Origin of the sequence: Coprococcus sp. AM100_B19A (assembly GCF_027662015.1) — a bacterium.
In the GTDB taxonomy this organism is placed as follows: domain Bacteria; phylum Bacillota; class Clostridia; order Lachnospirales; family Lachnospiraceae; genus Allocoprococcus; species Allocoprococcus comes.
Window position 1 is genome coordinate 1 of record NZ_JAQDKN010000014.1, and the last position, 24,621, is coordinate 24,621.

A 24,621-nucleotide genomic window follows, 5' to 3' on the forward strand; every position below is an offset into this window, starting at 1 on the left:
GAGCTGACTGTTACTAATCGGTCGAGGGCATAACCAAGAAGGTAGGACAGGGTAAAGAATGGATGGAGTAAAGATTTAAATTTGTATGTGGTTTTGAAGGTACATGAAATGCCTTTAAATAAGGCCCGATGGCTCAGTTGGTTAGAGCGCCGCCCTGTCACGGCGGAGGTCGTGGGTTCGAGTCCCATTCGGGTCGCTTGCAGGAAACACCTAGTGTTGATTGCTTAATTAAATTATCATGGGATCATAGCTCAGCTGGGAGAGCATCTGCCTTACAAGCAGAGGGTCATAGGTTCGAGCCCTATTGGTCCCATTGATATGCCGATGTGGCTCAATTGGCAGAGCAGCTGATTTGTAATCAGCAGGTTATCGGTTCGAGTCCGATCATCGGCTTGCATCAGACAGTTAATCTGAATGATGTCTGTTGGAAGACAGTAAAACTTCATATGGGTGGATTCCCGAGTGGCCAAAGGGGACAGACTGTAAATCTGCTGCAATTTGCTTCGGTGGTTCGAATCCACCTCCGCCCATTGCATATTTAGAAAAAATGTGCTATAATGAGATATCATCGCGGGATGGAGCAGTCTGGTAGCTCGTCGGGCTCATAACCCGAAGGTCGTAGGTTCAAATCCTGCTCCCGCAACTCACACATTAGTGTGTATGCCCAGATAGCTCAGTCGGTAGAGCAGAGGACTGAAAATCCTCGTGTCACTGGTTCGATTCCGGTTCTGGGCACTGTCTTCGAAAGAAGGCAAGCTGTATAACAGATGGAGCATTAGCTCAGGTGGTAGAGCACTTGACTTTTAATCAAGTTGTCCGGGGTTCGAATCCCCGATGCTTCATGATTTAGAAGATGTAAATCCTGTATAAATTGGGTTTACATCTTTTTTCGTTTTATAGAAAATTTAATATGCACCAAGTAAATTTTTGCTAGTAAAATAGAATGATACCAGGGTTAAAAGGTCAGAAAGCCGATGCAAGCTTGCCTGCAAGAGGATTTTTGACCTCTTGACTCCAACATCATAGAATTTGATAAGAGGGAGCAGGATATGAAATCAGCAGCAGAATTAGAAAAAAATTTGATGAGTATCAATCGAAGAAGCTATCCAGCTTACAAAGATTTGAGAGGAAGCTATCAGTTTCAAGGATACCAGCTCAATATTGATCATGTACAAGGAGATCCATTTGCTTCTCCGTCAAAGCTGAGTATTCAGGTGAAGAAAATCCAGGCGAGATTTCCAGAAGAATATTATAAAGAAGAACACAGAAGAATTGCGCTTCAGGATTATCTGGCAAGACAATTTGGAAAAGCTGTTTCCAAATTTATTTTCCAGGCAAAGGGTTCCGGAAAAAGTGGATTGATTGGGATAAGCCGCTGTGGACAGGAGGTTCTGGACAGGACTGCATTTGAAATTAAGGATGGAGATCTTCTGGTACGGTTTGAAGTTGGATTTCCGGCAAATGGACGGACGATCAATGCATTTGAACTGAGGAAGATTTTGTTTGAATATCTTCCGGAAATAGCTGACAGATCTTTATATTATAAGAACCTGAATCAGCAGGAAGTGAAAAAGTGTATAGAACTTGCGGAAGATCAACATTATATAAGAAGAGAACTGACAAAGCGGAGACTTATTGCATTTGTGGCAAATGGTTCTATACTGCCAAGAGAAAGCGGTGTATCACAGAAGCCTATGAAAGGTGCAATTGCTTTTGAAGCACCGGAAAGTATGGAAGTAGAGATGGAACTTCCACACCGGGGTAAAATAAAAGGAATGGGAATCCCGGAAGGAATTACTTTGATCGTGGGTGGAGGATATCATGGAAAATCAACACTTCTGAAGGCACTCGAGCAGGGAATTTACAATCACGTCGCCGGAGATGGTAGAGAATACGTGATTACTTCGGATACTGCGATGAAGATCCGGGCCGAGGACGGAAGATGTGTATCCCATATCAATATTTCACCGTTTATCAATGATCTGCCGAATAAGAAAGATACAGTGAATTTTTCTACAGAGGATGCCAGTGGTTCGACTTCGCAGGCTGCAAATGTGGTAGAAGCGGTACAGTCAGGTGCAAAATGTCTTTTGATCGATGAAGACACCTGTGCGACGAACTTTATGGTCAGGGATGAGCTGATGCAGGCTGTCGTATCCGGCGAACAGGAACCGATTACACCATTTACTCTTCAGGCAGGTAACCTGTATCAAAAGCAGGGAATTTCTATTATTCTGGTGGCCGGAAGTTCTGGATCTTATTTTTACATTGCTGATCATGTGCTGCAGATGGATAATTACCGAACGTACGATATCACAGAAAAAGTGAAAACGGTGATTGGTGAAAAAAGTGAGACCGGAGAGAAAAAGGTTCCGGTTGATGTAGCTGTCTTATTTGATAAAGATCATCACAGAAGCTTAAAGGCCGGAAAAATGGAAAAGAAGAGAGATCAGGTGAAGATAAAACAGTTTGGTAAAGATTCATTTTCTATTGGAAGAGAAAATGTGGATCTGAAATATGTAGAACAAATCCTGGATGCAGAACAGACAACGGCATTAGCGTACTGCCTAGAGAATCTTCTGGAAGAAATGGAACGGAAGGAACAGGATGTTGATCTTTGTGTGGAAAAGCTCTGGAGTCAGATTAAGAAGCAGGGTCTGGCATCCCTTTGCAAAGGAAGTTATCTTTCTGTATCAATGGCACAGATCCGTAAACAGGATATTTACGCATGCCTGAACAGATATCGGGGATTTATCGGATAAGATTAAAGAATTTGGAGGAGAAGATCCGTGAGGAGATGGAAGAAAATTTTAAGTGCATCGCTGGTGGCAGTGATGGTTGGAAGTCTTGGAATGACCGCATTTGCAGAAGATACGTCAGCAAATGAACCAATTGATACAACGGTCAGCAATTATAATCTGACAGAGGAAGAAACTTCCGGAAAAAATCAAGAAGAAATTAAAGCCCTGCAGCAGCAGAAAATCGATGAAGTAACACAGCAGGCATATGATATGAAGATTGCCAGCAATGAGCTGGAGAACTGGCCGGAAGGACCGGCTACTTACGGAGAGGCTGGGATTGTCATGGAGGCAAAAAGCGGTGCAATCCTTTATGCGAAAAACATTGACGGAAAGGCTTATCCTGCCAGTATTACAAAGATTTTAACGGCACTTGTCGCATTGGAAAACGGCAATCTTGATGACAAGATTACGATTACACAGAATAGTGTGGATTGTGTAGCAGAGGGGGATGCTTATATAGGAATGATCGCGGGGGAGGAAATTTCTTTAAATGATGCGCTTCACGCACTTCTGATGGCATCTGCAAATGAAGTTGCTTATGCGATTGCTGAAAATGTGGGTGGTTTAGGATATGATGGCTTTATTGCAAAGATGAATGAACGCGCAAAAGAGCTGGGAGCAGTAAATTCTGATTTTGAAAATCCGAATGGGCTGAATGCGCAGAACCATTATACGACGGCACGTGATATGGCACTTATTACACAGGAACTGCTTGAAAATCATGAAGAATTCAAGACGATTGCCCAGACACAGCAGTATACGATCGGTGCAACCAATCTGGTAAATCAGGCGAGAACCTTTCAGCAGAGTGATCTGATGTTTTACGAGGGAAACGACTATTATTATCCAAAGACAATAGCCGGAAAAACCGGTTATACGGATGAAGCACTCAACACACTGGTATCCTGTGCAGCGGATGATAATCTGGAGCTGATCAGTGTTGTCTTGAAGACACATGGGAAAAATGTATACCCAGACTCCGTCAATTTACTGGAGTATGGATTTAATAATTTCGCAAAATATACGATTGCGGATTATGAAGACTCCGCAGATTTTAAAGAAATTGATCCGAATGCATATGTTGTACTTCCGGAAAATGTAAATTTCCAAAGCCTGGATTACGAAATTACGCAGGATGACACGAACAGCAGCACCGGAACAGTAACTTATACTTATCAGGGCAACCCGGTCGGAAAAGCAGCTGTGACATTAAGTGATGAATATCTGCAGAAGGATAACACAGAAAATGAAGCACAGGTGTCCGGCGATAAGTCAGACAGTGAAACACAAAAGCAGGCTCAGAGTACAATACCACGAGAGGTAATCCTTGTAATCTGTGTGATTGCAGCAGTACTCATTCTTATTATTGTATGGAGGGCTGTTCTGAAACATTTGAGAAAGAAGAAAGTGGAAACAAACAGAAAGCGCAGAAGAGAAGTTGACAAAGATTAACGTCTGGTCAGTCAAATATAAGGAAAGAATCACGAAATCCCGCAGAACCCCTTGACGAAGCAAGGGGTTCTTTATTATAATAACCTAGAAATGGTGAAAAAAGATCAAAAGACATTGACGAAGACAGTAAGGTTTATTTGAAAGGTAAAGCGAACCGGAGATGGTGGAAGACCGGTGCAAGTAGGGTAGATCTGAACATCACTTCCGAGTTGCAGTAACTGAAAGCAATCTGGCGAGTAAGTTCTGACGGTTATTTCCCCCGTTACAGGAAACTCATATGCTGGTATGCAGTAACAGGTGGTTAACGATGTACAGACTTTCGTCCTTTTACGGGTGAAAGTCTTTTTTAATTTTGCAGGAAATTCCAAAAACTTCCTGCAAAATTAAGGGCACTACGTGCCGGGGCACATTTTTCTATATACCCAAAAATGCATACAAAGTCATTGATTCAGAAAGGAGCTTATCATGGCTAAGTACAAAAAAGTGGATACAGACCTGAAGTTTGTAGACAGAGAAAAAGAAGTTGAAAAATTCTGGAATGAAGAAGATATTTTCAAGAAAAGTATGGAGAACCGTAAAGAAGGAGAAACTTATACTTTCTACGATGGACCTCCGACAGCAAATGGAAAACCGCATATCGGACACGTTCTTACCCGTGTAATCAAAGATATGATCCCGAGATACCGTACAATGAAGGGCTACATGGTTCCGCGTAAGGCAGGATGGGATACTCACGGACTGCCGGTAGAGCTGGAAGTAGAAAAGCTGCTCGGCCTTGATGGAAAAGATCAGATTGAAAAATATGGTGTAGAACCATTTATCAATAAATGTAAAGAAAGTGTCTGGAAATACAAAGGAATGTGGGAAGATTTCTCTTCTACAGTAGGTTTCTGGGCAGATATGGAAAATCCATATGTTACTTATGATAATAACTTTATCGAGTCTGAATGGTGGGCTCTGAAGAAAATCTGGGATAAGGGACTCCTTTACAAAGGATTTAAGATCGTTCCGTATTGTCCACGTTGTGGAACACCACTTTCAGCACAGGAAGTTGCACAGGGATATAAGGACGTCAAAGAACGTTCTGCTATTGTTCGTTTCAAAGTGAAAGACGAAGATGCATACATCCTTGCATGGACAACCACACCTTGGACTCTTCCGTCTAATATCGCACTCTGCGTAAACCCGGAAGAAGATTACGCCAAAGTAAAATGTGCAGACGGATATACTTATTATATGGCATGTGCTCTGCTTGACACCATTCTTGGGAAATTTGCAGAAGAAGACAAACCGGCATACGAAGTTCTGGAAACTTACAAAGGAAAAGATCTGGAATACAAAGAATATGAACCGCTTTACCAGTGTGCATATGACTGCGCAGCAAAACAGAAAAAGAAAGCATTCTTTGTTACCTGTGATGATTATGTAACTCTGACAGATGGTACTGGTGTTGTTCATCTGGCACCGGCATTTGGTGAAGACGATGCAAAAGTAGGACGCAAATATGACCTTCCATTCGTGCAGCTTGTTGACGAAAAAGGTGATATGGGTGAGACAACTCCATTTGCAGGACTCTTTGTAAAGAAGGCTGATCCGAAAGTACTTAAAGATCTGGATGCTCGTGGACTTCTCTTCGATGCTCCGAAGTTTGAACACAGTTATCCGCACTGCTGGAGATGTGATACTCCACTGATCTACTATGCAAGAGAATCATGGTTCATCAAGATGACAGAAGTTAAAGATGACCTGATCGCAAATAACAATACTATCAACTGGATTCCGGAAAGCATTGGTAAAGGACGTTTTGGTGACTGGCTTGAAAATGTTCAGGACTGGGGTATCAGCCGTAACCGTTACTGGGGAACTCCACTGAATATCTGGGAATGCGAATGCGGATGCCAGCACTCGATCGGAAGCATTGAAGAACTGAAATCCATGTCAGACAACTGCCCGGATGATATCGAGCTTCACCGTCCATATATTGACGATGTAACAATCAAGTGTCCGAAGTGTGGAAAACAGATGCACCGTGTACCGGAAGTTATCGACTGCTGGTTCGACAGCGGATCCATGCCGTTTGCACAGCATCACTATCCATTTGAAAATAAAGAAGTATTTGAACAGCAGTTCCCGGCTCAGTTCATTTCTGAAGCCGTCGACCAGACAAGAGGATGGTTCTATTCTCTGCTGGCAATTTCAACCCTGATCTTCAACAAAGCACCATACCAGAACGTAATCGTTCTCGGACATGTACAGGATGAAAATGGTCAGAAGATGAGTAAATCCAAAGGAAATGCGGTTGATCCGTTTGATGCTCTGGAAACATACGGTGCAGATGCGATCCGCTGGTATTTCTATGTAAACAGTGCACCGTGGCTGCCGAACCGTTTCCATGGAAAAGCGGTTATGGAAGGACAGAGAAAGTTCATGGGAACACTCTGGAATACCTATGCATTCTTCGTACTGTATGCCAATATTGATGATTTTGATGCAACAAAATATGCACTTGAATATGACAAATTATCTGTAATGGATAAATGGCTCTTATCAAAACTGAATACACTGATCAAGACAGTAGATAATCATCTTGCAAATTACCGGATTCCGGAAGCTGCAAGAGCACTTCAGGACTTCGTAGATGATATGAGTAACTGGTATGTAAGACGAAGCCGCGAACGTTTCTGGGCAAAAGGAATGGAACAGGATAAGATCAATGCTTACATGACTCTTTATACAGCACTCGTTACTGTATCAAAGGTTGCAGCACCGATGATCCCGTTCATGACCGAAGAAATTTATCAGAACCTGGTAAGAAGCGTAGATGAAAGCGCTCCGGAAAGTATCCACCTTTGTGATTATCCGGTTGCAAATGAAGCTTATATCGATAAGACTCTGGAAGAGAACATGGATGAAGTCCTGAAGATCGTTGTAATGGGACGTGCATGCCGTAATACAGCCAACATCAAGAATCGTCAGCCGATTGGAAAGATGTTCGTAAAAGGTGCTTCCAATCTGCCGGAGTTCTATCAGGATATCGTGACAGATGAGCTGAATGTAAAAGAAATCGAACTTACAGATGATGTTCGTGCATTTACTTCTTATACATTTAAACCACAATTAAAGACAGTTGGACCAAAATATGGTAAATTGTTAGGTGGAATCAAGAATGAACTCAGCAATTTGGACGGAAATGCTGCTATGGACGAACTGAATGCGACAGGTGTTCTGAAGCTTCAGGTAAATGGACAGGAAATTGAACTTGCAAAAGAAGACCTTCTGATCGACATGGCACAGATGGAAGGATATGTATCTGAGAGTGACTATGGTATCACCGTTGTACTGGATACAAACCTGACAGAAGAACTTCTGACAGAAGGATTTGTACGTGAGATCATCAGCAAGATCCAGACTATGCGTAAGGAAGCCGGATTTGAAGTTATGGATAAGATCAAGGTAACTTACGACGGAAGCGAAAAGGCAGAAAAAGTATTTGCAGAGTATGCAGAGCAGATCGGACAGGAGACACTTGCGGTAGCAGTTGAAAAGGCTGAACCTGCAGGCTATGTGAAAGACTGGAAGATCAACGGTGAAGCTGTAAATATGGGCGTAGAAAAGCAGGGAGAATAATCCCTGCCGCTGCGCAAAAATGAGAAGGGAATATAGGCATGTACAGTAAAAGATTTGAAAAAGAAACTTTTAAAAATGATGTGAAAGAAAATGTGCGGACACTGTATCGTAAAGAGATTGAAGAAGCAACTCCGCAGCAGATTTTCCAGGCAGTATCTTATGCAGTAAAAGAAGCAATTGTAGATGACTGGCTTGCGACACAGAAAACATACGAAAAAGAAGATCCAAAGACCGTATATTATATGTCAATGGAATTTCTTATGGGACGTGCACTTGGCAACAACCTGATCAACATGACTGCATATAAAGAAGTAAAAGAAGCCCTTGATGAGATGGGCATTGATCTGAATGTGGTAGAAGATCAGGAACCGGATGCGGCACTTGGTAATGGTGGTCTTGGACGTCTTGCAGCTTGCTTCCTGGATTCACTTGCATCTCTTGGATACGCAGCTTACGGCTGTGGAATCCGTTACCGCTACGGTATGTTCAAACAGAAGATCAAAGATGGCTATCAGGTAGAAGTGCCGGATAACTGGCTCAAAGATGGCAATCCGTTTGAAATCCGCCGTGACGAGTATGCAAAGGAAGTCCGTTTTGGTGGTACCATTCGTGTACAGTATAATGAACAGACCAAGAAAGAAGATTTCATCCAGGAAAATTATGAATCCGTACTTGCTATTCCATATGATATGCCGATCGTAGGATATGGCAACCACGTAGTCAATACACTGCGTATCTGGGATGCACAGGCAATCACAGACTTTAAACTGGATGCATTTGACAGAGGAGAATACCATAAAGCGATCGAGCAGGAAAACCTTGCAAAAACGATCGTCGAGGTTCTTTATCCAAATGACAATCACTATGCAGGAAAAGAGCTTCGTCTGAAACAGCAGTATTTCTTTGTATCTGCCAGTCTTCAGGTTATGCTTGATAAATATAAAAAGAAACACAAAGATGTGCGCAAACTGTATGAAAAAGTTACGATCCAGATGAACGATACTCACCCGACTGTAGCAGTTGCAGAGTTGATGCGTCTGCTCATTGACCAGGAAGGTCTTGGATGGGATGAAGCATGGGAAGTAACAACAAAGACGGTTGCTTACACCAACCATACTATCATGTCAGAAGCACTTGAAAAATGGCCAATCGATCTGTTCTCAAGACTGCTTCCGCGTGTATACCAGATTGTACAGGAAATTAACCGCCGTTTTGTAGAACAGGTTCGCCGTATGTATCCGGGCAATGAAGATAAAGTCCGTAAGATGGCTATTCTGATGGACGGTCAGGTAAGAATGGCACATATGGCTATTATTGCAGGCTACTCCGTAAATGGTGTTGCAAGACTTCATACAGAGATTCTGAAACATCAGGAATTAAAAGATTTCTACGAAATGATGCCGGAGAAATTCAACAACAAGACCAATGGTATCACACAGAGAAGATTCCTTCTTCATGGAAACCCGCTGCTTGCAGACTGGGTAACAGACCACATCGGAGACGGCTGGATCACAGATCTGTCCCAGATGTCAAAATTAAAACCGCTTGCAGATGATCCGAAGGCAAGAGCAGAATTTATGGATATCAAATACAAGAACAAAGAACGTCTTGCAAAATATATTCTGGAACACAATGGAGTAGAGATCGATCCGAGATCTATTTATGATGTACAGGTTAAGCGTCTTCATGAATATAAGAGACAGCTTCTTAATATTCTGCATGTAATGTATCTGTACAACCAGATCAAAGAACATCCGGAGATGTCCTTCTATCCGAGAACATTTATCTTTGGTGCAAAAGCTTCCGCAGGATATGTCCGTGCAAAAGAGATCATCAAACTGATCAACTCTGTAGCAGATGTGGTAAATAATGACCTGAGCATCAATGGAAAGTTGAAAGTCGTATTTATCGAAGATTACCGCGTATCCAACGCAGAATGGATCTTCGCGGCAGCAGATGTCAGCGAACAGATTTCTACCGCTTCCAAAGAAGCTTCCGGAACAGGTAACATGAAGTTCATGCTGAACGGTGCACCGACACTTGGAACTATGGATGGAGCCAATGTAGAGATCGTAGAAGAAGTTGGAATTGAAAATGCATTTATTTTCGGCCTCAGTTCTGACGAAGTTATCAACTATGAGAATAATGGCGGATATAACCCGCAGGAGATCTACTTCAATGACTGGGATATTAAGAGAGTCGTTGACCAGTTGATGGATGGAACTTATTCACATGGTGACCATGAGATGTTCCGCGACCTGTATAATTCACTTCTGAATACACAGGGTGGAGACAGACCGGACAGATACTTTATCCTGAAAGACTTCCGCTCTTATGCAGAAGCACAGAAGAAAGTGGAAGAAGCTTACAAAGATCCGGATCGCTGGGCTAAGATGGCACTTCTGAATACAGCAAGCTGTGGTAAATTTACTTCAGACAGAACCATTCAGGAATATGTTGATAATATCTGGAAACTGGATTATGTTACAGTTAAACCAGAAGCATAATCAGTCAAAACCTCTCATACAGTGGTATGGGAGGTTTTATTATGCGAAAATACTTCAGACAGGCAGGCTATTTTGCTGCCATTCTTATATTACTTCCGTATGTGGTTACGATTCTGCTGAATGGCAGAAGCAGTTTGGCGCAGGACAATGGGACGAGCCCGTATGTGACCGTAAAAAGTGACGAAAAGAACAGAAAAATTTCACTGGATGAATATGGGATCGGGATTCTGGCTAAAGAAATTGAGGGAGATGCGGAGGAGGAAGCGTTAAAGGCACAGGCAGTGTTGATCCGGACCAGCATTTACAAAAGCATCCAGGATGAGGGCACCAGCACTGTCCTGACGAAGGAATACTGGACCAGGCAGCAGATGGAGAGCAACTGGGGAGCAGATCATTATGGAGAATATTATGAGAAGATGAAAGCTGCGTGGGATGAGACGAGGGGACAGGTTCTGATGTATGACGGAAAGCTGATTCTGACCCCGTATCACCGGTTAAGCAACGGAAAAACAAGGTCTGGAAATGAAGTGTTTGGTTCGGAAGAGTATCCGTATCTTCAGAGCAGGGAATGTCCCGAAGATGTGGAGGCAAAAGAGGAGATGACCGTGTCCATGATCCAGGGAAGCGACATGGAAGTGACAGGAACAGACAGTGCCGGGTATGTGACAGAGGTCCGTTGTGGCAGTGAAACAGTAAATGGTGAAGAATTCCGGAGAACCTACCATCTTGCCTCGTCATGTTTTGCGCTTCAGGATTATGACGGGCAGACAAGGGTTACGGCGAAGGGAATCGGGCACGGTCTTGGGATGAGCCAGTATACGGCAGAGAAGATGGCAGAGGAAGGGAAATCCTGTGAAGAAATCCTGCAATATTTTTTCACTGATGTCAGTCTGAAAGAGGTCACGGATATTGTGATCGAAAAAAACGAAAAGGGAGAATAAGTTGGTCATTTTCTGGCAAAAATATTGTCAGAGGTGATAAAATATGAATAAAAAGCAGCAGTCCTCTAATAAGAGGAGAAAAAGAGCGTCGATCGGTCTTGCGGTCTGCTTTGCCGCTGCTATTGTGCTTACAGGAGCCTATACATGGAGAAATTACCGGGCAAATGTGAAGGATGAGCAGGCAAAGATCGAGGAAGAACAGCAGGCGAAAGAGGAAGAAATCAAAAGAAATACGGAAGAGACAAGCAGTATTGCAAAGAAAGCGCTGGAAGATGAAGAGCCTGTGACAAAAGAGGACAGCCAGGCTGCAAATACGGCAGCAGATGGAAGTACAGAGAACCGGATGGATACATGGGAGACGGACAGCACGCAGACCGCAGGAACGGCAATGAACCTGAATTTCGGGGAAGACAGCCAGCTTCTGTGGCCGGTGGACGGCAATGTGCTGATGAGCTACAGTATGGATAAAACCGTATATTTTTCTACATTGGACCAGTACCGATATAATCCGGCGATGATCATATCCGGTGCGGTGAACGATAACGTGATTGCAGCAGCACCAGGTATTGTCAAATCCATTGATACCTTTGCACAGACGGGAATCACGGTGACCCTGGATATGGGGAATGGCTACGAGTGCATGTACGGACAGCTCAAGGAAGTGCAGGTGAAAGTCGGTGATTATCTGGAAGCGGGAAATGTGATCGGATATCTGGAGATTCCGACCAAGTATTACAGTCTGGAAGGCTGCAATCTGTATTTCGAGATGTTAAAAGATGGTCAGCCGGTCAATCCGATGGACTATCTGGCTGAAGAATAAGAGCAGAAGAAAGGAAGAGGGGCTTTTTAGTCCCTCTTTGAAGCGATGAATTATACATATATTTTAAAATGCAAGGATGAAACATTATACACCGGGTGGACGAATGATATTGAGAAGCGTCTGGAAGCGCATAATGCCGGGAAAGGCGCAAAATACACCAGATCCCGGAGACCGGTAGAGCTGGTGTATCTGGAACAGTTTGAGACGAAGGAAGAGGCGATGCGGCGGGAGTATGCGATCAAGCATATGACGCGGAGGGCGAAGCTTGGACTGGTGATGAACTATAAAGAGACGGGGCAGTAAGGCATGAAACAGGAGAAGCAGATTAGCTTCTCCTGTCGGCATTTTGTGCAGAATAAAAAATTACTTTCGCAGCTTTAGTGGGGCGAGATTTCTGGATTTTTCGAGGATGCAAGGTTTACAATAAAGAATACATTACAACAAAGTGGCATGCACTTCCGCCCATCACGAAGAGGTGGAAGATTTCGTGGCTGCCGAAATTCTTATGCTTACTGTTGAAAATCGGAAGCTTCAGTGCATAGATCACACCGCCGATTGTGTAAATGATTCCGCCGGCGAGAAGCCATCCAAATTCTGTACGTGTCAGATTGTTGAGGATCTGACTGAATGCGAGGACACAGATCCATCCCATACTAATGTAGAGGACGGAGGATACCCATTTCGGGCAGAATACCCAGAACCCTTTAATAATAATTCCGGTGATTGCAATACCCCATACAAGTGCGAGCATGATAAGTCCGGTTCTGCGTTCCAGTACCAGCAGGCAGATCGGTGTGTAGCTTCCGGCGATCAGTACGAAGATCATCATATGGTCGATCTTTTTCAGGATCGTGTTGACACGTTCGGAAAGATCAAAGGTATGGTAGGTTGTGCTTGCGGCGTATAAAAGAATCAGGCTGACTGCATAGATTGCAAGCGAGATCAGGTAAATCCGGCTCGGTTCGTGGGCTGCTTTTATTAAAAGTGGAAATGCGGCAAAAATTGCCATCAGCATGCCGATAAAATGTGTGATTGCACTTCCTGGATCTTTAATATGTTTCTTTTTCATCATAAATCCCTCCTTAGAGATGAATAATTAAAACCATTACACGTAGTAATCAATACTACATTAAGTATATGAGTATATTATACCGTTTATGCATAAAATGCAAGTGAAAATTGACTTTTTAAAAATTATTTGTTAGAATATAACGCGAATGTTACGATGCTCTTTACTTGTATTGTCACCAAGTAAGGAGTTTTTTATTGTGCATTGCGACGGATAAGGAAGTTGGCGCAAGCGACCGCCGCAGGCGCGAGAATGCGCCCTGGCAGATTTTATATGATGGAGTTTAAGGTCATATTTGTAATTGGTAATGTATTTAATAGAAAGGATAATGGATGGAAACAGTTAGATTTGAAGAAATGGGACTTTCGGAAGAGATTCAGAAAGCAGTAAGATACATGGGATTTGAGGAGGCTTCACCGATTCAGGCAAAGGCAATTCCGGCAATGATTAGCGGGATCGATTTGATCGGGCAGGCACAGACCGGAACCGGTAAGACCGCAGCATTTGGAATCCCGATTCTGGAAAAGGTAGACCCGAAGCTGAAAAAGCTGCAAGCGATCGTTCTCTGCCCGACCAGAGAGCTTGCAATCCAGGTGGCAGACGAGATCCGCAACCTGTCCAGATATATGCATGGAATTAAGGTTCTGCCGATTTATGGAGGACAGGATATCGTAAAGCAGATCCGTTCCTTAAAGAGTGGAACACAGATCGTCATCGGAACTCCGGGGCGTGTGATGGACCACATGCGCAGAAAGACGATGAAGCTGGATTTTGTACACACGGTTGTGCTTGATGAAGCAGATGAAATGCTGAACATGGGATTCCGTGAGGATATCGAATTTGTATTAAGTGGTGTTCCTGAGGAGCGTCAGACCGTGCTTTTCTCAGCAACCATGCCGAAGCCGATCATGGAGATTACGAAGAAATTCCAGAATAACGCAAAAGTGATCAAAGTTACAAAAAAGGAACTGACTGTTCCGAATATTGAGCAGTATTATTATGATGTAAAGCCGAAGAAGAAAGAGGAAGTTCTTTCCAGACTTCTTGATATTTATTCACCAAGGCTTTCGGTTGTATTCTGTAATACGAAAAAGCAGGTGGATCTTCTGGTAAATGCACTTCTCGGACGCGGATATTTTGCAGCAGGACTTCACGGGGATATGAAGCAGGAACAGAGAGACCGCGTGATGCAGGGCTTTCGGACCGGTAAGACAGAGATCCTGGTAGCGACGGATGTGGCGGCCCGTGGAATTGATGTAGATGAAGTGGAAGCAGTATTTAATTATGATCTCCCGCAGGATGATGAATATTATGTACACCGTATCGGGCGTACCGGACGCGCAGGACGCGAAGGAAGAGCATTTTCTTTCGTATCAGGAAAAGAAGTTTACAAACTGAAAGAGATCCAGAGATACTGCAAGACGAAGATCTATGCACAGAAAGTTCCGTCACTGAATGACGTTGCGAATACTAAGATGGAAAATATTCTGGATGATGTGGAGCGTGTGATCGAGCAGGAAGATCTGGACATGATGATCAATGCCATCGAAGAACGTGTCAATAATTCTGAATTTACAGCGATGGATATGGCAGCAGCATTTTTGAAGATCTGCTGTGGAATGACAGAGGATAATAAAACTACAGAGGAAAATGACTGGGAATTTGGAGATACCGGTGCAGGTGAGGACGGAATGGTACGTCTGTTCATCAATATTGGTAAGAAGCAGAGAGTACGTCCGGGAGATATTCTTGGTGCGATCGCCGGGGAAAGCGGAATGGATGGAAAGCTGATCGGAACGATTGATATGTATGATAAGTATACATTTGTTGAGGTGCCGAGGGAATATGCCCGTGAGGTACTGAACGCGATGAAGAATGTGAAAATTAAAGGGAAGACGGTGGCTGTGGAGCCGGCGAACCAGAAATAGGAGGTCGAGCCAGCTCGAATGCGCTGCGCTACTTCTCGCTGTAGGCTGTCGCCTAATAGGGATAAATAGAAGAGCCCCTGGAAGAATGAATAAATTCGTTCTTCCAGGGGCTCTTCTATTTATCCCTGCTCGGCTTGTAGCTTAGCCAAAGTAGCGTTTGAGTAATCCTTCGAATGCTTTTCCGTGTCTTGCTTCGTCTCTTGCCATTTCATGAACTGTGTCATGGATCGCATCGAGGTTTGCAGCTTTTGCACGTTTTGCAAGGTCAAATTTGCCTGCTGTTGCACCGTGTTCTGCTTCTACTCTCATTTCAAGGTTCTTCTTTGTGCTGTCTGTTACAACTTCGCCAAGAAGTTCTGCGAATTTAGCAGCGTGTTCTGCTTCTTCGTGAGCAGCTTTTTCCCAGTAAAGTCCGATTTCCGGATAGCCTTCTCTGTGAGCTACTCTTGCCATTGCAAGATACATTCCTACTTCTGAACATTCACCTTCAAAGTTTGCTCTGAGGTCGGCAAGGATGTCTTCGCTTACGCCTTTAGCTACTCCAACTACATGCTCTGCAGCCCATTCTCTTTCGCCTTCTTTTACTTCTGTGAACTTGTCAGCGCCTACGCCACATACTGGACATTTCTCCGGTGCTGCTTCGCCTTCGTATACATAACCACATACTGTACAAACAAATTTCTTCATAATAATAATCTCCTTTTCTTTTTTTGATAGTATATTTGATTTCTTTTAGTTAGCAATATTAGTAACTGTTACTGATATTAAGATAACATATACATCCATCTTTGTCAACTATAATTGATAAGTTTTTTCAAAATTTCTGAATTTATACTACATAGTCAGGACTTTTTTAAACAATCACCGCAGATACCGTAGAAAAGCATGGTGTGTGATTCAATCTGACCATCGAAACTTTCGGATGCGAGATGGTTGATCTTATCCATGTGATCAAAATCCATATCAATCATTCGCTTGCAGCACTTGCAATAGAAATGATAATGCGGATTGGTACGTGCATCAAAACGATCGCCGCCATCGGGTGTTGTAATTTTAATTGCCTCGCCTATGTCGGCAAGCAGATTTAAATTGCGGTAAACGGTTCCGAGACTGATATTTGGAAATTCTTCTTTGATATGCATATATACAGTATCTGCTGTTGGATGTGTTGTAACAGAGGAAAGATAATCCTTAATTGCCTCACGCTGTCTGCTGTATTTTAAACTTGCCATTGATGTCACCTCCTACAAATAGATAATAATAATAATAATTACTAAAATCATATTATAATAATATTCTTATAATGTCAATAAAAAATTGTATATTGAATAAAAGAATAAAAAATGGAAATACTGTTAAGCGAGATGTAATAATTTGTAACAAATATGACGAAAAAACAAAGTGTATAAAGAACGGTGTAGAACTGTGTACTACGAAATAACTGAGGAAAACTTGACAATGTGAAATTTGATTGATATAATATCACCGTAACAAATGTAACAATTCTGTAATATTTACAAAAGATAAGAATACATGAAGGAGGGAGATTTATGCATTCAAATCTAAAAAAAGGATTGTTCCTAGTTACTTTTCTGGGGATGACAGTATCTCCGGGAATTTCGGTTATGGCAGCAGATGGAGACACCGCAGAAGCTGCAAAGATGCCGGGCGTAGGGATAGAAGCGGTATTGAATGATCTTTATTCTCAGAACAGGGAGATTAAAGCTGAGGATTATCTGGTACCGGAAAATAAGGGTGAGTATTTAGATATGGCATTTGCCAATGTAACAAGTTTTCTGTATGTCAGAAGCGAACCGACGAAGGAAAGTGAATATGTCGGAAAGCTGTATCCGGGATACGCGGCGAAGATCACAGGTCCTGTGGGAGAATGGACGGCAGTTGAATCGGGAGATGTCACCGGATATGTAAAAACAGAATATATACTGACAGGAGCAGAGGCGCAGACGTATGCGGAGAATCTGGTAACGGAAGCGCAGCAGGAAGGAAAAGAAGAAGCAGAAGCATTTAACTATGCAGTGTCCAGGGAATCCGAAGAAGCGCAGATGACGCAGGAAGTCCAGGAAAATGTACAGCAGACGGAGACTACCGAAGTTTCCGCACAACCGGCGTCAAATGGACAGGCGATCGTTGATTATGCATGCCAGTTCATTGGGAATCCGTATGTCTGGGGCGGCACAAGTCTGACAGATGGGGCAGACTGTTCCGGATTTGTACAATCAGTATTTGCGCATTTTGGAATCAGTCTTCCACGGACAACGTATGACCAGATTAATGCAGGCGTGGAGGTAAGCTATGATCAGGCGATGCCGGGAGATCTGATCTGTTATGATGGCCACATCGGAATTTATATTGGGAACGGTCAGATCGTCAATGCACAGAACCCGGAACAGGGAATCGGGATTTCACCGGCGACTTATACGACAATTCTTTCAGTAAGAAGAATCGTGTAAAAGCTTGGAAACACCAGTGAAAGCAGGCATTTGAAAAATGTGAAAATGCTGAATATTTGTGGGTTATCCACATTGTCCACATAAAAACATACGTTTTTTGTGGAAAACGGGGGAAAATATTTTACAAAAGCAAAGAAACCTTAATATCCGAGCAATACAGTCGGATATTAAGGTTGTTTTTTGGGATAAATGGTATTATAATAAGGGATACGAAAAGCAAAGGAGGAAGAAAGATGGCAGTCGAAGTAACAAAAACAATGACAATTGGCGAATTACTTCAGGTAGCTCCACAGACAGCACCGGTTCTTATGGAAGTTGGAATGCATTGTCTTGGATGCCCGGCTTCACAGGGTGAGTCTCTTGAAGAAGCAGCAATGGTTCATGGAATTGATGCAGATCTTCTTATCGCAAAGATCAACGCACTCTTAGCAGCTGAAGCATAGACCGTGAATAAATAAAAGATATAATTTAACGGGGACGACAGATCATTAATCTGCCGTCCCCGTCTTTTTTCGCCAAGTTAAAAATTGTGGATTTGTCTGTTATTTAAATGAAGTCAGAGTCTGTATTGCGTTTTTGGCAAGGATCATATCACAGTGTTCTTCCAGAAATGCAAGTGATATACCACCACCCTGTTCCGGTGAACCATACTCGGAGAGCATATTACAGATACGGTTAAAATCAGAAGACGGATGCTCTCCCTGTGCAAGTGTCAGGATGTACATGTTCTCTGCTTCATCCTTGTAAAGTGTGTTCGGACCATCATACATCTCAGCTAAAAAATGACTGGCATGAATTACACTGTCAAGTCTTGAGAAAGAGAAAAGCCGGACCGGTGGAACAGAAGGTTCAGCAGGAGCTGCTTCTTTGGCTTCTGAAGCAGGAGCCTGTTCCTGGACCGGAGTATCGGCAAGTGCTTCCGGGTTCTCCGGGAGCTGGGATACAGCCTCTTTCATCTGGCGGAGAATGTCGAGAAAATCTTCGGCTCCGTCAAGCTTTTTCAGATGTTCCAGCACGGATTTGTGCTTATCAGCAGCTTCGTCCGCAGGAGTAGGTGTGAATCTGGAAAAACGGGTATCCAGTTCATCCGGATCATCAACTTTGGTTATATTCAGAACGATAGAATCACCGGCGGTCGGGATTGCTTCGATCATCAGTGGCAGATTGTCGCTTTCGAATCCAAATTCAGAAGCGGCCTGCTGCATCATCTCGCGGAATAAAGACTTTGCCTTCTCGGAGCCGTAAGCAAGCTCGCTGAGCTTTAACTGTCTCTGGGCGAGATCATCACGGGTAAGTGTGCAGCGGATCTGATTATCATTTATCTTTTCTATCTTCATAAAGTATCACTTCCTATTCAATCAAAAATCTATCTGAACAATTACTAATAGTATAAACAAAAAACGGAACGATGTAAACAAAATAAAAAATAAAAAATGCTTGCTTTTTTATAAACTCTTTCTTATAATGGCGTTACAGGAAAATAAGACAGACCAGTCAATCGCACAAATCTTGAATTTATCATACGCATTTCGCACACAGCGTACAGAATCAAGTACATTCAGGTCATATCAGACGATTTATCAACAGAACCTAACAATTGAACCGAAGTATGGACAGTGATCATTTTCTTGTCATCGGAAAAAGCACAGGAGAAGTAATATATCACAAGTGTTGCCTTATGGTCGCTTTTTGCCGTAAAAACTGTCTGACTCAAGGGGGAAATATGGACGAGCAAGAGAAAAAGTATCAGGATTTATTTACGGAACTGACAAATTATGAGCGTAGCGGTGTCCGGATGCAGATGAATGGCTTTCCGGCAAGTCCGCTTCAGATCGTGTCAGCGCATATGGTAAGAGAAGAAAGTAATTATATGCGGGATTATATTCTGGATGAACAGGGAATGATCCGGGAACTGGATTTTAACAGTATAGGAACAGACCATTCACAGGTGGAATGAAAAAAGCAGAGCCCCCTCGCCAGGACATGACCTGTGGGGAATGGAAATAGTTTTCAGATGTGTACAAATGTCAGATATATGTGGTATAATAACCTAAAGTATGCGCATATTACAAGCTTAGTTAAGCTGTGAAAATATGCTGCAAACAGGAGGTGTCATGTGGACGAAAGAAGAATGACCAATGAGCAAAGGGAAAGAGAGCGCAGACGCAAAGCTGCGGCAGCAAGAAAAGCTGCGGCAAGATACGAGGATCCGGGCGTAGGTTATCAGAGACGGAGAAGAGCAAGAAAAAGACGTCGCCGTGTCAGAAACGTGTGTATTGCATTGCTGGTGATCTTTATAGTTGTCATTGGGCTTGCCGGTGGAACAATATACTGGATAAAGTATGGGCCGACAAAAGAAACCTATGATTTGAATAAATATTTTGGAATTACGGCAAAGTCGCAGATGGGTGTAACGATCAACAACGAGGTACTGGATGCTCAGGCAATTACAGAAGGCGGAACTGCATATCTGTCTTATAACTTTGTACAGGATTATATCAGCGATCGTTTTTACTGGGATTCCAATGAGCATATACTTTTGTATACACTGCCGAGAGATATGGTAAAGGTAGCGGCAGACAGTAAGGATTATTCTGTTTCAGATACTGTGAACAGTGAGGATTATACAATTGTAAAGACAGAAGGAGATACAGCATATATTGCACTGGATTTCCTGCAGAAATATGCAAATTTTGACTACGAAGTTTATAAAGATCCGGCAAGAGTCGTGATCACCAGTAAGTTTGGAGAGCGTCAGACGGCAAAGGTTAAGGATGATTCCCAGGTAAGGATTCTGGGAGGTGTAAAAAGTCCGGTGCTCGAAGAAGTGAAAAAGGGAGATAAGCTTACGGTTCTTGAAGATGTAAGTGACTGGAAAAAAGTCTGTACAAAGTCCGGAATTGTCGGGTATATTCAGAAGTCAAAGCTGAAGGATGCCAAGAAAGAGACAATCTCAAGAGAATTTGAGGAACCGGATTATACAGGAATCAAGAAAGATTACAAGATCAATCTGGTATGGCATCAGGTCACAAGTGAATCTGCCAACGAAGGGATTGAAGATGCGCTTGCAGCTACAAAAGGACTCAATACGATTTCCCCTACATGGTTCAGTGTAACGGATAATTCCGGAAATATCAGTTCCATTGCAAGTACAGACTATGTGGATTATGCACATCAGTGTGGAATGGAAGTATGGGCGCTGGTTGATAATTTCGACCAGAATGTAGACGATATGGAGCTGCTCAGTCATACTTCAAGCAGGGAGAATCTGGAGAATCAGCTGGTAAATGCAGCACTTCAGAATGGAATTGACGGAATTAATGTGGATTTTGAACAGATACCGACGGATGTCGGAGATCATTACATTCAGTTTATCCGGGAGCTTTCTGTGCTGTGCCGGGTGAACAATCTGGTCCTTTCTGTAGATAATTATGTGCCGAAGGGTTATAACACACATTATCACAGAGAAGAACAGGGGGTTATGGCAGACTATGTGATCATTATGGGATATGATGAACATTTTGCCGGTTCCTATGAAGCAGGTTCTGTGGCATCTTACAATTATGTAAAAGAGGGAATTGAAGAAACCCTGCGGGATGTACCGGCAGATAAGGTGATCAATGCAGTGCCATTCTATACAAGGCTGTGGAATGAGACACCGAAGACGGACGAAGAGCGTGCGGAAGATCAGGGAACCGAGGCTGAAAGCTATTCAATGAAAGTTACCAGCGAAGCACTTGGCATGGAAGAAGCGGCACAGCGGGTAAGCGAAGCCGGAGCAACTGTGACATGGGATGATACGGCGAAGCAGAACTATGCAGAGTGGCAGGGAGATAACGATTCAACCTACAGGATCTGGCTGGAGGATGCTTCTTCACTTGAAGTCAAACTCGGACTTATGAAGGACAATAATCTGGCAGGAACGGCGGCATGGAAACTTGGATTTGAGACTTCCGATATCTGGGATCTGATTCAGAAATATGTAAACTGATTACATAATGAGAAAGGTATAGAAAAGAGCTTTCCATGCATATATTTGTAAAAATATATGCAGGAGGCTCTTTTTTTGAATAAAAAAATCAGTGAAATGGTAAAAAGGGGGAAAACTATTTTCAAGAGCAAAATAAAGTGGATTCTGGCTCTTATTTTACTGACGGGATGTATTTATGGCAGCTATACATTAAGCAGGTATACCGAGGCGGATCAGGTGGAGGCAAAGCAGGCTCAGGTAATCCTGGATGCAGGACACGGGGGAAGTGATCCGGGAAAAATCGGGCTGAATAACCTTCTGGAAAAGGATATCAATCTGGCAATTACTAAGAAAGTGAAAAAATGTCTGGAAAAGGAAAAGATAACAGCAGAGCTTACAAGAAAAGAGGATAAAGGGCTTGTAACAACAGGAGACGGAAGTAAAAAGACAGAAGATATGCAGGCAAGAGTGAAGATGATCAACGAGACGAAACCTGTCCTTACAGTGAGTATCCATCAGAACAGCTATGAAGACCCGGAAATTCATGGAGCGCAGGTGTTTTATTACAGCCATTCCCGGGAAGGAGAGGCTGTTGCGAAGATCCTGCAGGAAAGTTTGCAGGAGATTGATCCGGAAAATCACAGGCAGGCAAAAGCAAATGAGACCTATTATCTTCTGAGGCGGACAAAAGTGCCTACGGTGATCGTGGAATGCGGCTTTCTGACTAATCCGGAAGAGGCAGAAAAATTGTCGGGAGAAGAATATCAGAAGCAGGTTGCAGAAGCTGTTGCAAAAGGAATCGCAAAATGTCTGGAATACCTGAACGAGTATGGAAATTAAAATTGCCATGCCATGTGGATAATGCTATAATGAAACACATGGAAACAATAATAAAAAAAATAGACAGAAACCAAATAGATCAGGTGATTATGGAAGAAGCCGGTTCAATCCTGAAGAACGGCGGTCTGGTGGCATTTCCGACAGAGACAGTCTACGGACTGGGGGCAAATGCGCTTGATGAGGAGGCAGCGAAAAAGACCTATGCAGCAAAAGGACGCCCGTCAGACAACCCGCTTATCGTCCATATTGCGAGACTGGAGGATCTGGGTGCGATCGTTGAATCTGTACCACTTATTGTAGATGAGATCGCGGCACATTTCTGGCCAGGGCCACTTACGATGATTTTCAATAAGAACGAAAAAGTTCCGCTAGGAACAACCGGTGGTCTGGAAACGGTCGCTGTGCGTATGCCGGATGATGAGATTGCCCGTGAACTGATCCTTGCAGGAGGCGGATATGTATCAGCACCAAGTGCCAACACATCCGGAAGACCGAGCCCGACGACAGCACAGCATGTGGCAGAGGATTTAAGTGGCAAGATCGAGATGATCCTGGATGGAGGAAGTGTAGATATCGGAGTAGAGTCTACGATTCTGGATATGACGGTGACTCCACCGATGATCCTGAGACCGGGAGCGATCACAAAAGAGATGTTAAGTGAAGTGATCGGTGAGGTGGCTGTGGATGAAACTTTGATTTCAGAGAACAGCACAAAAGCACCGAAAGCACCGGGAATGAAGTACCGTCACTACGCGCCGAAGGCAGAGATGATCATTGTCGACGGAGAGCCTGAAGAGACTGTTCGGGCGATCAAGCAGATTGCTTACGAGCAGGTAAGACTTGGATATAAGGTGGGGATCATTGCGTCTAATGAATCGGTTGATCAGTATACGACCGGTGTAGTAAAATGCATAGGTTCCCGTGTGAATGAAAAGACGGTTGCGAGAAACCTTTATAAAGTCCTACGTGAATTTGATGAAGAGGAAGTTGATTACATTTACAGTGAAGCATTTCCGGAGGCAGGTATCGGAACTGCGATCATGAACCGGCTGGGCAAAGCAGCAGGACATCATGTACTGCAGGCATCTGAGATCACGAAGCTTCAGGATTACCGCAGGATCGTATTTGTGAGCAACAGCGCGAACTGTCGTGCTCCGATCGCAGCAGCAATTCTGAAAAAGCAGCCGCTTTTCCAGGAATACGAGGTGTGTGCGAGGGGACTTGTGGTTCTCTTCCCGGAGCCACTGAATCCGAGAGCAGAAGAACTTCTGGCGAGACATCATATTGAGACAGAAGGATATGAGACTGTTGCATTATCAGAAGAGGAATTTGGGGAAGATACGCTTGTTCTGGCAATGCAGGACAGTATCAAACAAAAGATACAGAATGATTATCCGGGAAAAGGACAGGTTTATACACTATGTGAATTTGTAAATGGAAGCAAAGAGATTCCGTCTGTATATGGTCAGACACAGGAACAGTATGAGCAGATGTATGAGCTGATCCAGGGGTATGTCAAAAAACTTGCCAATAAGTTAAACGAGGAGGCAAAAAACAAATGTCAAATGTACACGTAATGGATCATCCGCTGATTCAGCACAAAATCGGGATTATCAGAAGAGAGGAAACAGGTTCAAAGGATTTCAGAATGATGATCGGTGAGATCGCAATGCTGATGTGCTATGAGGCAACCAGAGATCTGAAATTACAGGATGTCGAGATCCAGACACCGATCTGCAAGATGACAGCAAAAGAGCTTGCAGGAAAGAAGCTTGCTGTTGTTCCGATCCTGAGAGCAGGACTTGGAATGGTAGAAGGTATGCTTGCGATGATTCCGGCTGCAAAAGTAGGTCATATCGGTTTGTTTCGTGATCCGGAAACTCTTGAACCGGTAGAATACTACTGCAAACTTCCGGCTGACTGTGAAGAAAGAGAAGTATTTGTAGTAGATCCGATGCTTGCTACGGGAGGATCCTGTATCGCAGCGATCCAGATGCTGAAGAACAGAGGCGTAAAAAATATCCGTTTTATGTGTATTATTGCAGCACCGGAAGGAGTAAAGAAGCTTCAGGAAGCTCATCCGGATGTTGAAGTGTATATTGGAGCATTGGATGAAAAGTTAAATGAACATGGATATATTGTTCCGGGGCTCGGAGATGCCGGAGACCGTATTTTCGGAACAAAATAGAGGAAAC

19 protein-coding genes and 7 tRNA genes are annotated in these 24,621 nt (G+C 43.3%); 22 read left to right on the forward strand and 4 right to left on the reverse strand.

Features of this window, described 5'->3' with window-relative positions; translation table 11 throughout:
* The first annotated feature begins 122 nt into the window (after positions 1–122).
* The 14 genes from PGQ33_RS12845 (at position 123) to PGQ33_RS12910 (ending at position 12,451) form a co-directional block, all read left to right on the forward strand.
* Positions 123–196, forward strand: a tRNA-Asp gene (locus PGQ33_RS12845).
* A gap of 44 nt (positions 197–240) precedes the next feature.
* A tRNA-Val gene (locus tag PGQ33_RS12850) sits at positions 241–313 on the forward strand.
* A 7-nt stretch (positions 314–320) separates the two neighbouring features.
* Positions 321–393, forward strand: a tRNA-Thr gene (locus PGQ33_RS12855).
* A 55-nt stretch (positions 394–448) separates the two neighbouring features.
* Positions 449–530 (forward strand) — tRNA-Tyr (locus tag PGQ33_RS12860).
* Positions 531–569: 39 nt separating this feature from the next.
* A tRNA-Met gene (locus tag PGQ33_RS12865) sits at positions 570–643 on the forward strand.
* 19 nt (positions 644–662) lie between these two features.
* Positions 663–735, forward strand: a tRNA-Phe gene (locus PGQ33_RS12870).
* Between the two features lie 34 nt (positions 736–769).
* Positions 770–842: transfer RNA gene (locus tag PGQ33_RS12875), tRNA-Lys, on the forward strand.
* A 207-nt stretch (positions 843–1,049) separates the two neighbouring features.
* Positions 1,050–2,762, forward strand: coding sequence for an ABC-ATPase domain-containing protein (locus PGQ33_RS12880; protein WP_270205854.1), 1,713 nt, complete (start codon positions 1,050–1,052; stop codon positions 2,760–2,762).
* 27 nt (positions 2,763–2,789) lie between these two features.
* On the forward strand, positions 2,790–4,253 hold the full coding sequence (locus PGQ33_RS12885) for a D-alanyl-D-alanine carboxypeptidase family protein (protein ID WP_195255469.1): 1,464 nt from the start codon (positions 2,790–2,792) through the stop codon (positions 4,251–4,253).
* A gap of 465 nt (positions 4,254–4,718) precedes the next feature.
* Positions 4,719–7,880: an isoleucine--tRNA ligase gene (ileS, locus tag PGQ33_RS12890; protein WP_270205855.1), complete on the forward strand. Its 3,162-nt coding sequence runs from the start codon at positions 4,719–4,721 to the stop codon at positions 7,878–7,880.
* A 38-nt stretch (positions 7,881–7,918) separates the two neighbouring features.
* Entirely contained in the window at positions 7,919–10,387 is a 2,469-nt protein-coding gene (locus PGQ33_RS12895) for a glycogen/starch/alpha-glucan phosphorylase (protein WP_008375560.1), read from the forward strand.
* 41 nt (positions 10,388–10,428) lie between these two features.
* Positions 10,429–11,328 (forward strand): SpoIID/LytB domain-containing protein, encoded by a 900-nt coding sequence (locus tag PGQ33_RS12900; protein ID WP_270205856.1) that lies wholly within the window; start codon positions 10,429–10,431, stop codon positions 11,326–11,328.
* 43 nt (positions 11,329–11,371) lie between these two features.
* The gene (locus PGQ33_RS12905) at positions 11,372–12,148 is read left to right on the forward strand and encodes a M23 family metallopeptidase (RefSeq protein ID WP_173826497.1); all 777 of its coding nucleotides are present in this window, start codon (positions 11,372–11,374) and stop codon (positions 12,146–12,148) included.
* Between the two features lie 45 nt (positions 12,149–12,193).
* Entirely contained in the window at positions 12,194–12,451 is a 258-nt protein-coding gene (locus tag PGQ33_RS12910) for a GIY-YIG nuclease family protein (RefSeq protein WP_173689179.1), read from the forward strand.
* 115 nt (positions 12,452–12,566) lie between these two features.
* Here the strand turns inward: PGQ33_RS12910 and trhA are convergent, their stop codons facing one another.
* Positions 12,567–13,220 (reverse strand): PAQR family membrane homeostasis protein TrhA, encoded by a 654-nt coding sequence (gene trhA, locus PGQ33_RS12915; RefSeq protein WP_117824587.1) that lies wholly within the window; start codon positions 13,218–13,220, stop codon positions 12,567–12,569.
* Positions 13,221–13,549: 329 nt separating this feature from the next.
* Between trhA and PGQ33_RS12920 the strand changes: the two genes are divergently transcribed.
* Positions 13,550–15,145, forward strand: a complete 1,596-nt coding sequence (locus PGQ33_RS12920) for a DEAD/DEAH box helicase (RefSeq protein ID WP_117559494.1) — start codon at positions 13,550–13,552, stop codon at positions 15,143–15,145.
* Between the two features lie 141 nt (positions 15,146–15,286).
* Here the strand turns inward: PGQ33_RS12920 and PGQ33_RS12925 are convergent, their stop codons facing one another.
* On the reverse strand, positions 15,287–15,832 hold the full coding sequence (locus PGQ33_RS12925) for an NADH peroxidase (RefSeq protein ID WP_008375550.1): 546 nt from the start codon (positions 15,830–15,832) through the stop codon (positions 15,287–15,289).
* A gap of 155 nt (positions 15,833–15,987) precedes the next feature.
* Positions 15,988–16,377: a Fur family transcriptional regulator gene (locus tag PGQ33_RS12930; protein WP_270205857.1), complete on the reverse strand. Its 390-nt coding sequence runs from the start codon at positions 16,375–16,377 to the stop codon at positions 15,988–15,990.
* Positions 16,378–16,695: 318 nt separating this feature from the next.
* Here PGQ33_RS12930 and PGQ33_RS12935 point away from each other — a divergent pair, with 318 nt between their 5' ends.
* Together PGQ33_RS12935 and PGQ33_RS12940 are read left to right on the forward strand one after the other, a co-directional pair.
* Complete coding sequence (locus PGQ33_RS12935) at positions 16,696–17,616, forward strand: C40 family peptidase (protein ID WP_117824589.1); 921 nt, start codon at positions 16,696–16,698, stop codon at positions 17,614–17,616.
* Positions 17,617–17,849: 233 nt separating this feature from the next.
* Positions 17,850–18,059 carry a DUF1858 domain-containing protein gene (locus PGQ33_RS12940; protein ID WP_022220329.1) on the forward strand — a complete coding sequence of 70 codons (210 nt, stop codon included), beginning with the start codon at positions 17,850–17,852 and terminating at the stop codon, positions 18,057–18,059.
* 99 nt (positions 18,060–18,158) lie between these two features.
* On the opposite strand, the gene PGQ33_RS12945 is transcribed toward PGQ33_RS12940, so the two are convergent.
* A complete protein-coding gene (locus tag PGQ33_RS12945) occupies positions 18,159–18,953 on the reverse strand; it encodes an adaptor protein MecA (RefSeq protein ID WP_008375545.1) in 795 nt (264 codons plus the stop codon).
* A gap of 386 nt (positions 18,954–19,339) precedes the next feature.
* Here PGQ33_RS12945 and PGQ33_RS12950 point away from each other — a divergent pair, with 386 nt between their 5' ends.
* From PGQ33_RS12950 to upp, 5 genes are all read left to right on the forward strand, one after another.
* The gene (locus tag PGQ33_RS12950) at positions 19,340–19,573 is read left to right on the forward strand and encodes a hypothetical protein (protein ID WP_117559053.1); all 234 of its coding nucleotides are present in this window, start codon (positions 19,340–19,342) and stop codon (positions 19,571–19,573) included.
* Between the two features lie 174 nt (positions 19,574–19,747).
* Positions 19,748–21,607 carry a glycosyl hydrolase family 18 protein gene (locus PGQ33_RS12955; RefSeq protein WP_270205879.1) on the forward strand — a complete coding sequence of 620 codons (1,860 nt, stop codon included), beginning with the start codon at positions 19,748–19,750 and terminating at the stop codon, positions 21,605–21,607.
* Positions 21,608–21,682: 75 nt separating this feature from the next.
* Positions 21,683–22,426, forward strand: a complete 744-nt coding sequence (locus PGQ33_RS12960; protein WP_270205858.1) for an N-acetylmuramoyl-L-alanine amidase family protein — start codon at positions 21,683–21,685, stop codon at positions 22,424–22,426.
* A 38-nt stretch (positions 22,427–22,464) separates the two neighbouring features.
* Complete coding sequence (locus PGQ33_RS12965; RefSeq protein ID WP_117559103.1) at positions 22,465–24,003, forward strand: L-threonylcarbamoyladenylate synthase; 1,539 nt, start codon at positions 22,465–22,467, stop codon at positions 24,001–24,003.
* On the forward strand, positions 23,985–24,614 hold the full coding sequence (gene upp, locus PGQ33_RS12970) for a uracil phosphoribosyltransferase (protein WP_022220333.1): 630 nt from the start codon (positions 23,985–23,987) through the stop codon (positions 24,612–24,614). Before PGQ33_RS12965 ends, upp begins: the two co-directional genes overlap by 19 nt.
* The last annotated feature ends 7 nt before the right edge of the window (positions 24,615–24,621 follow it).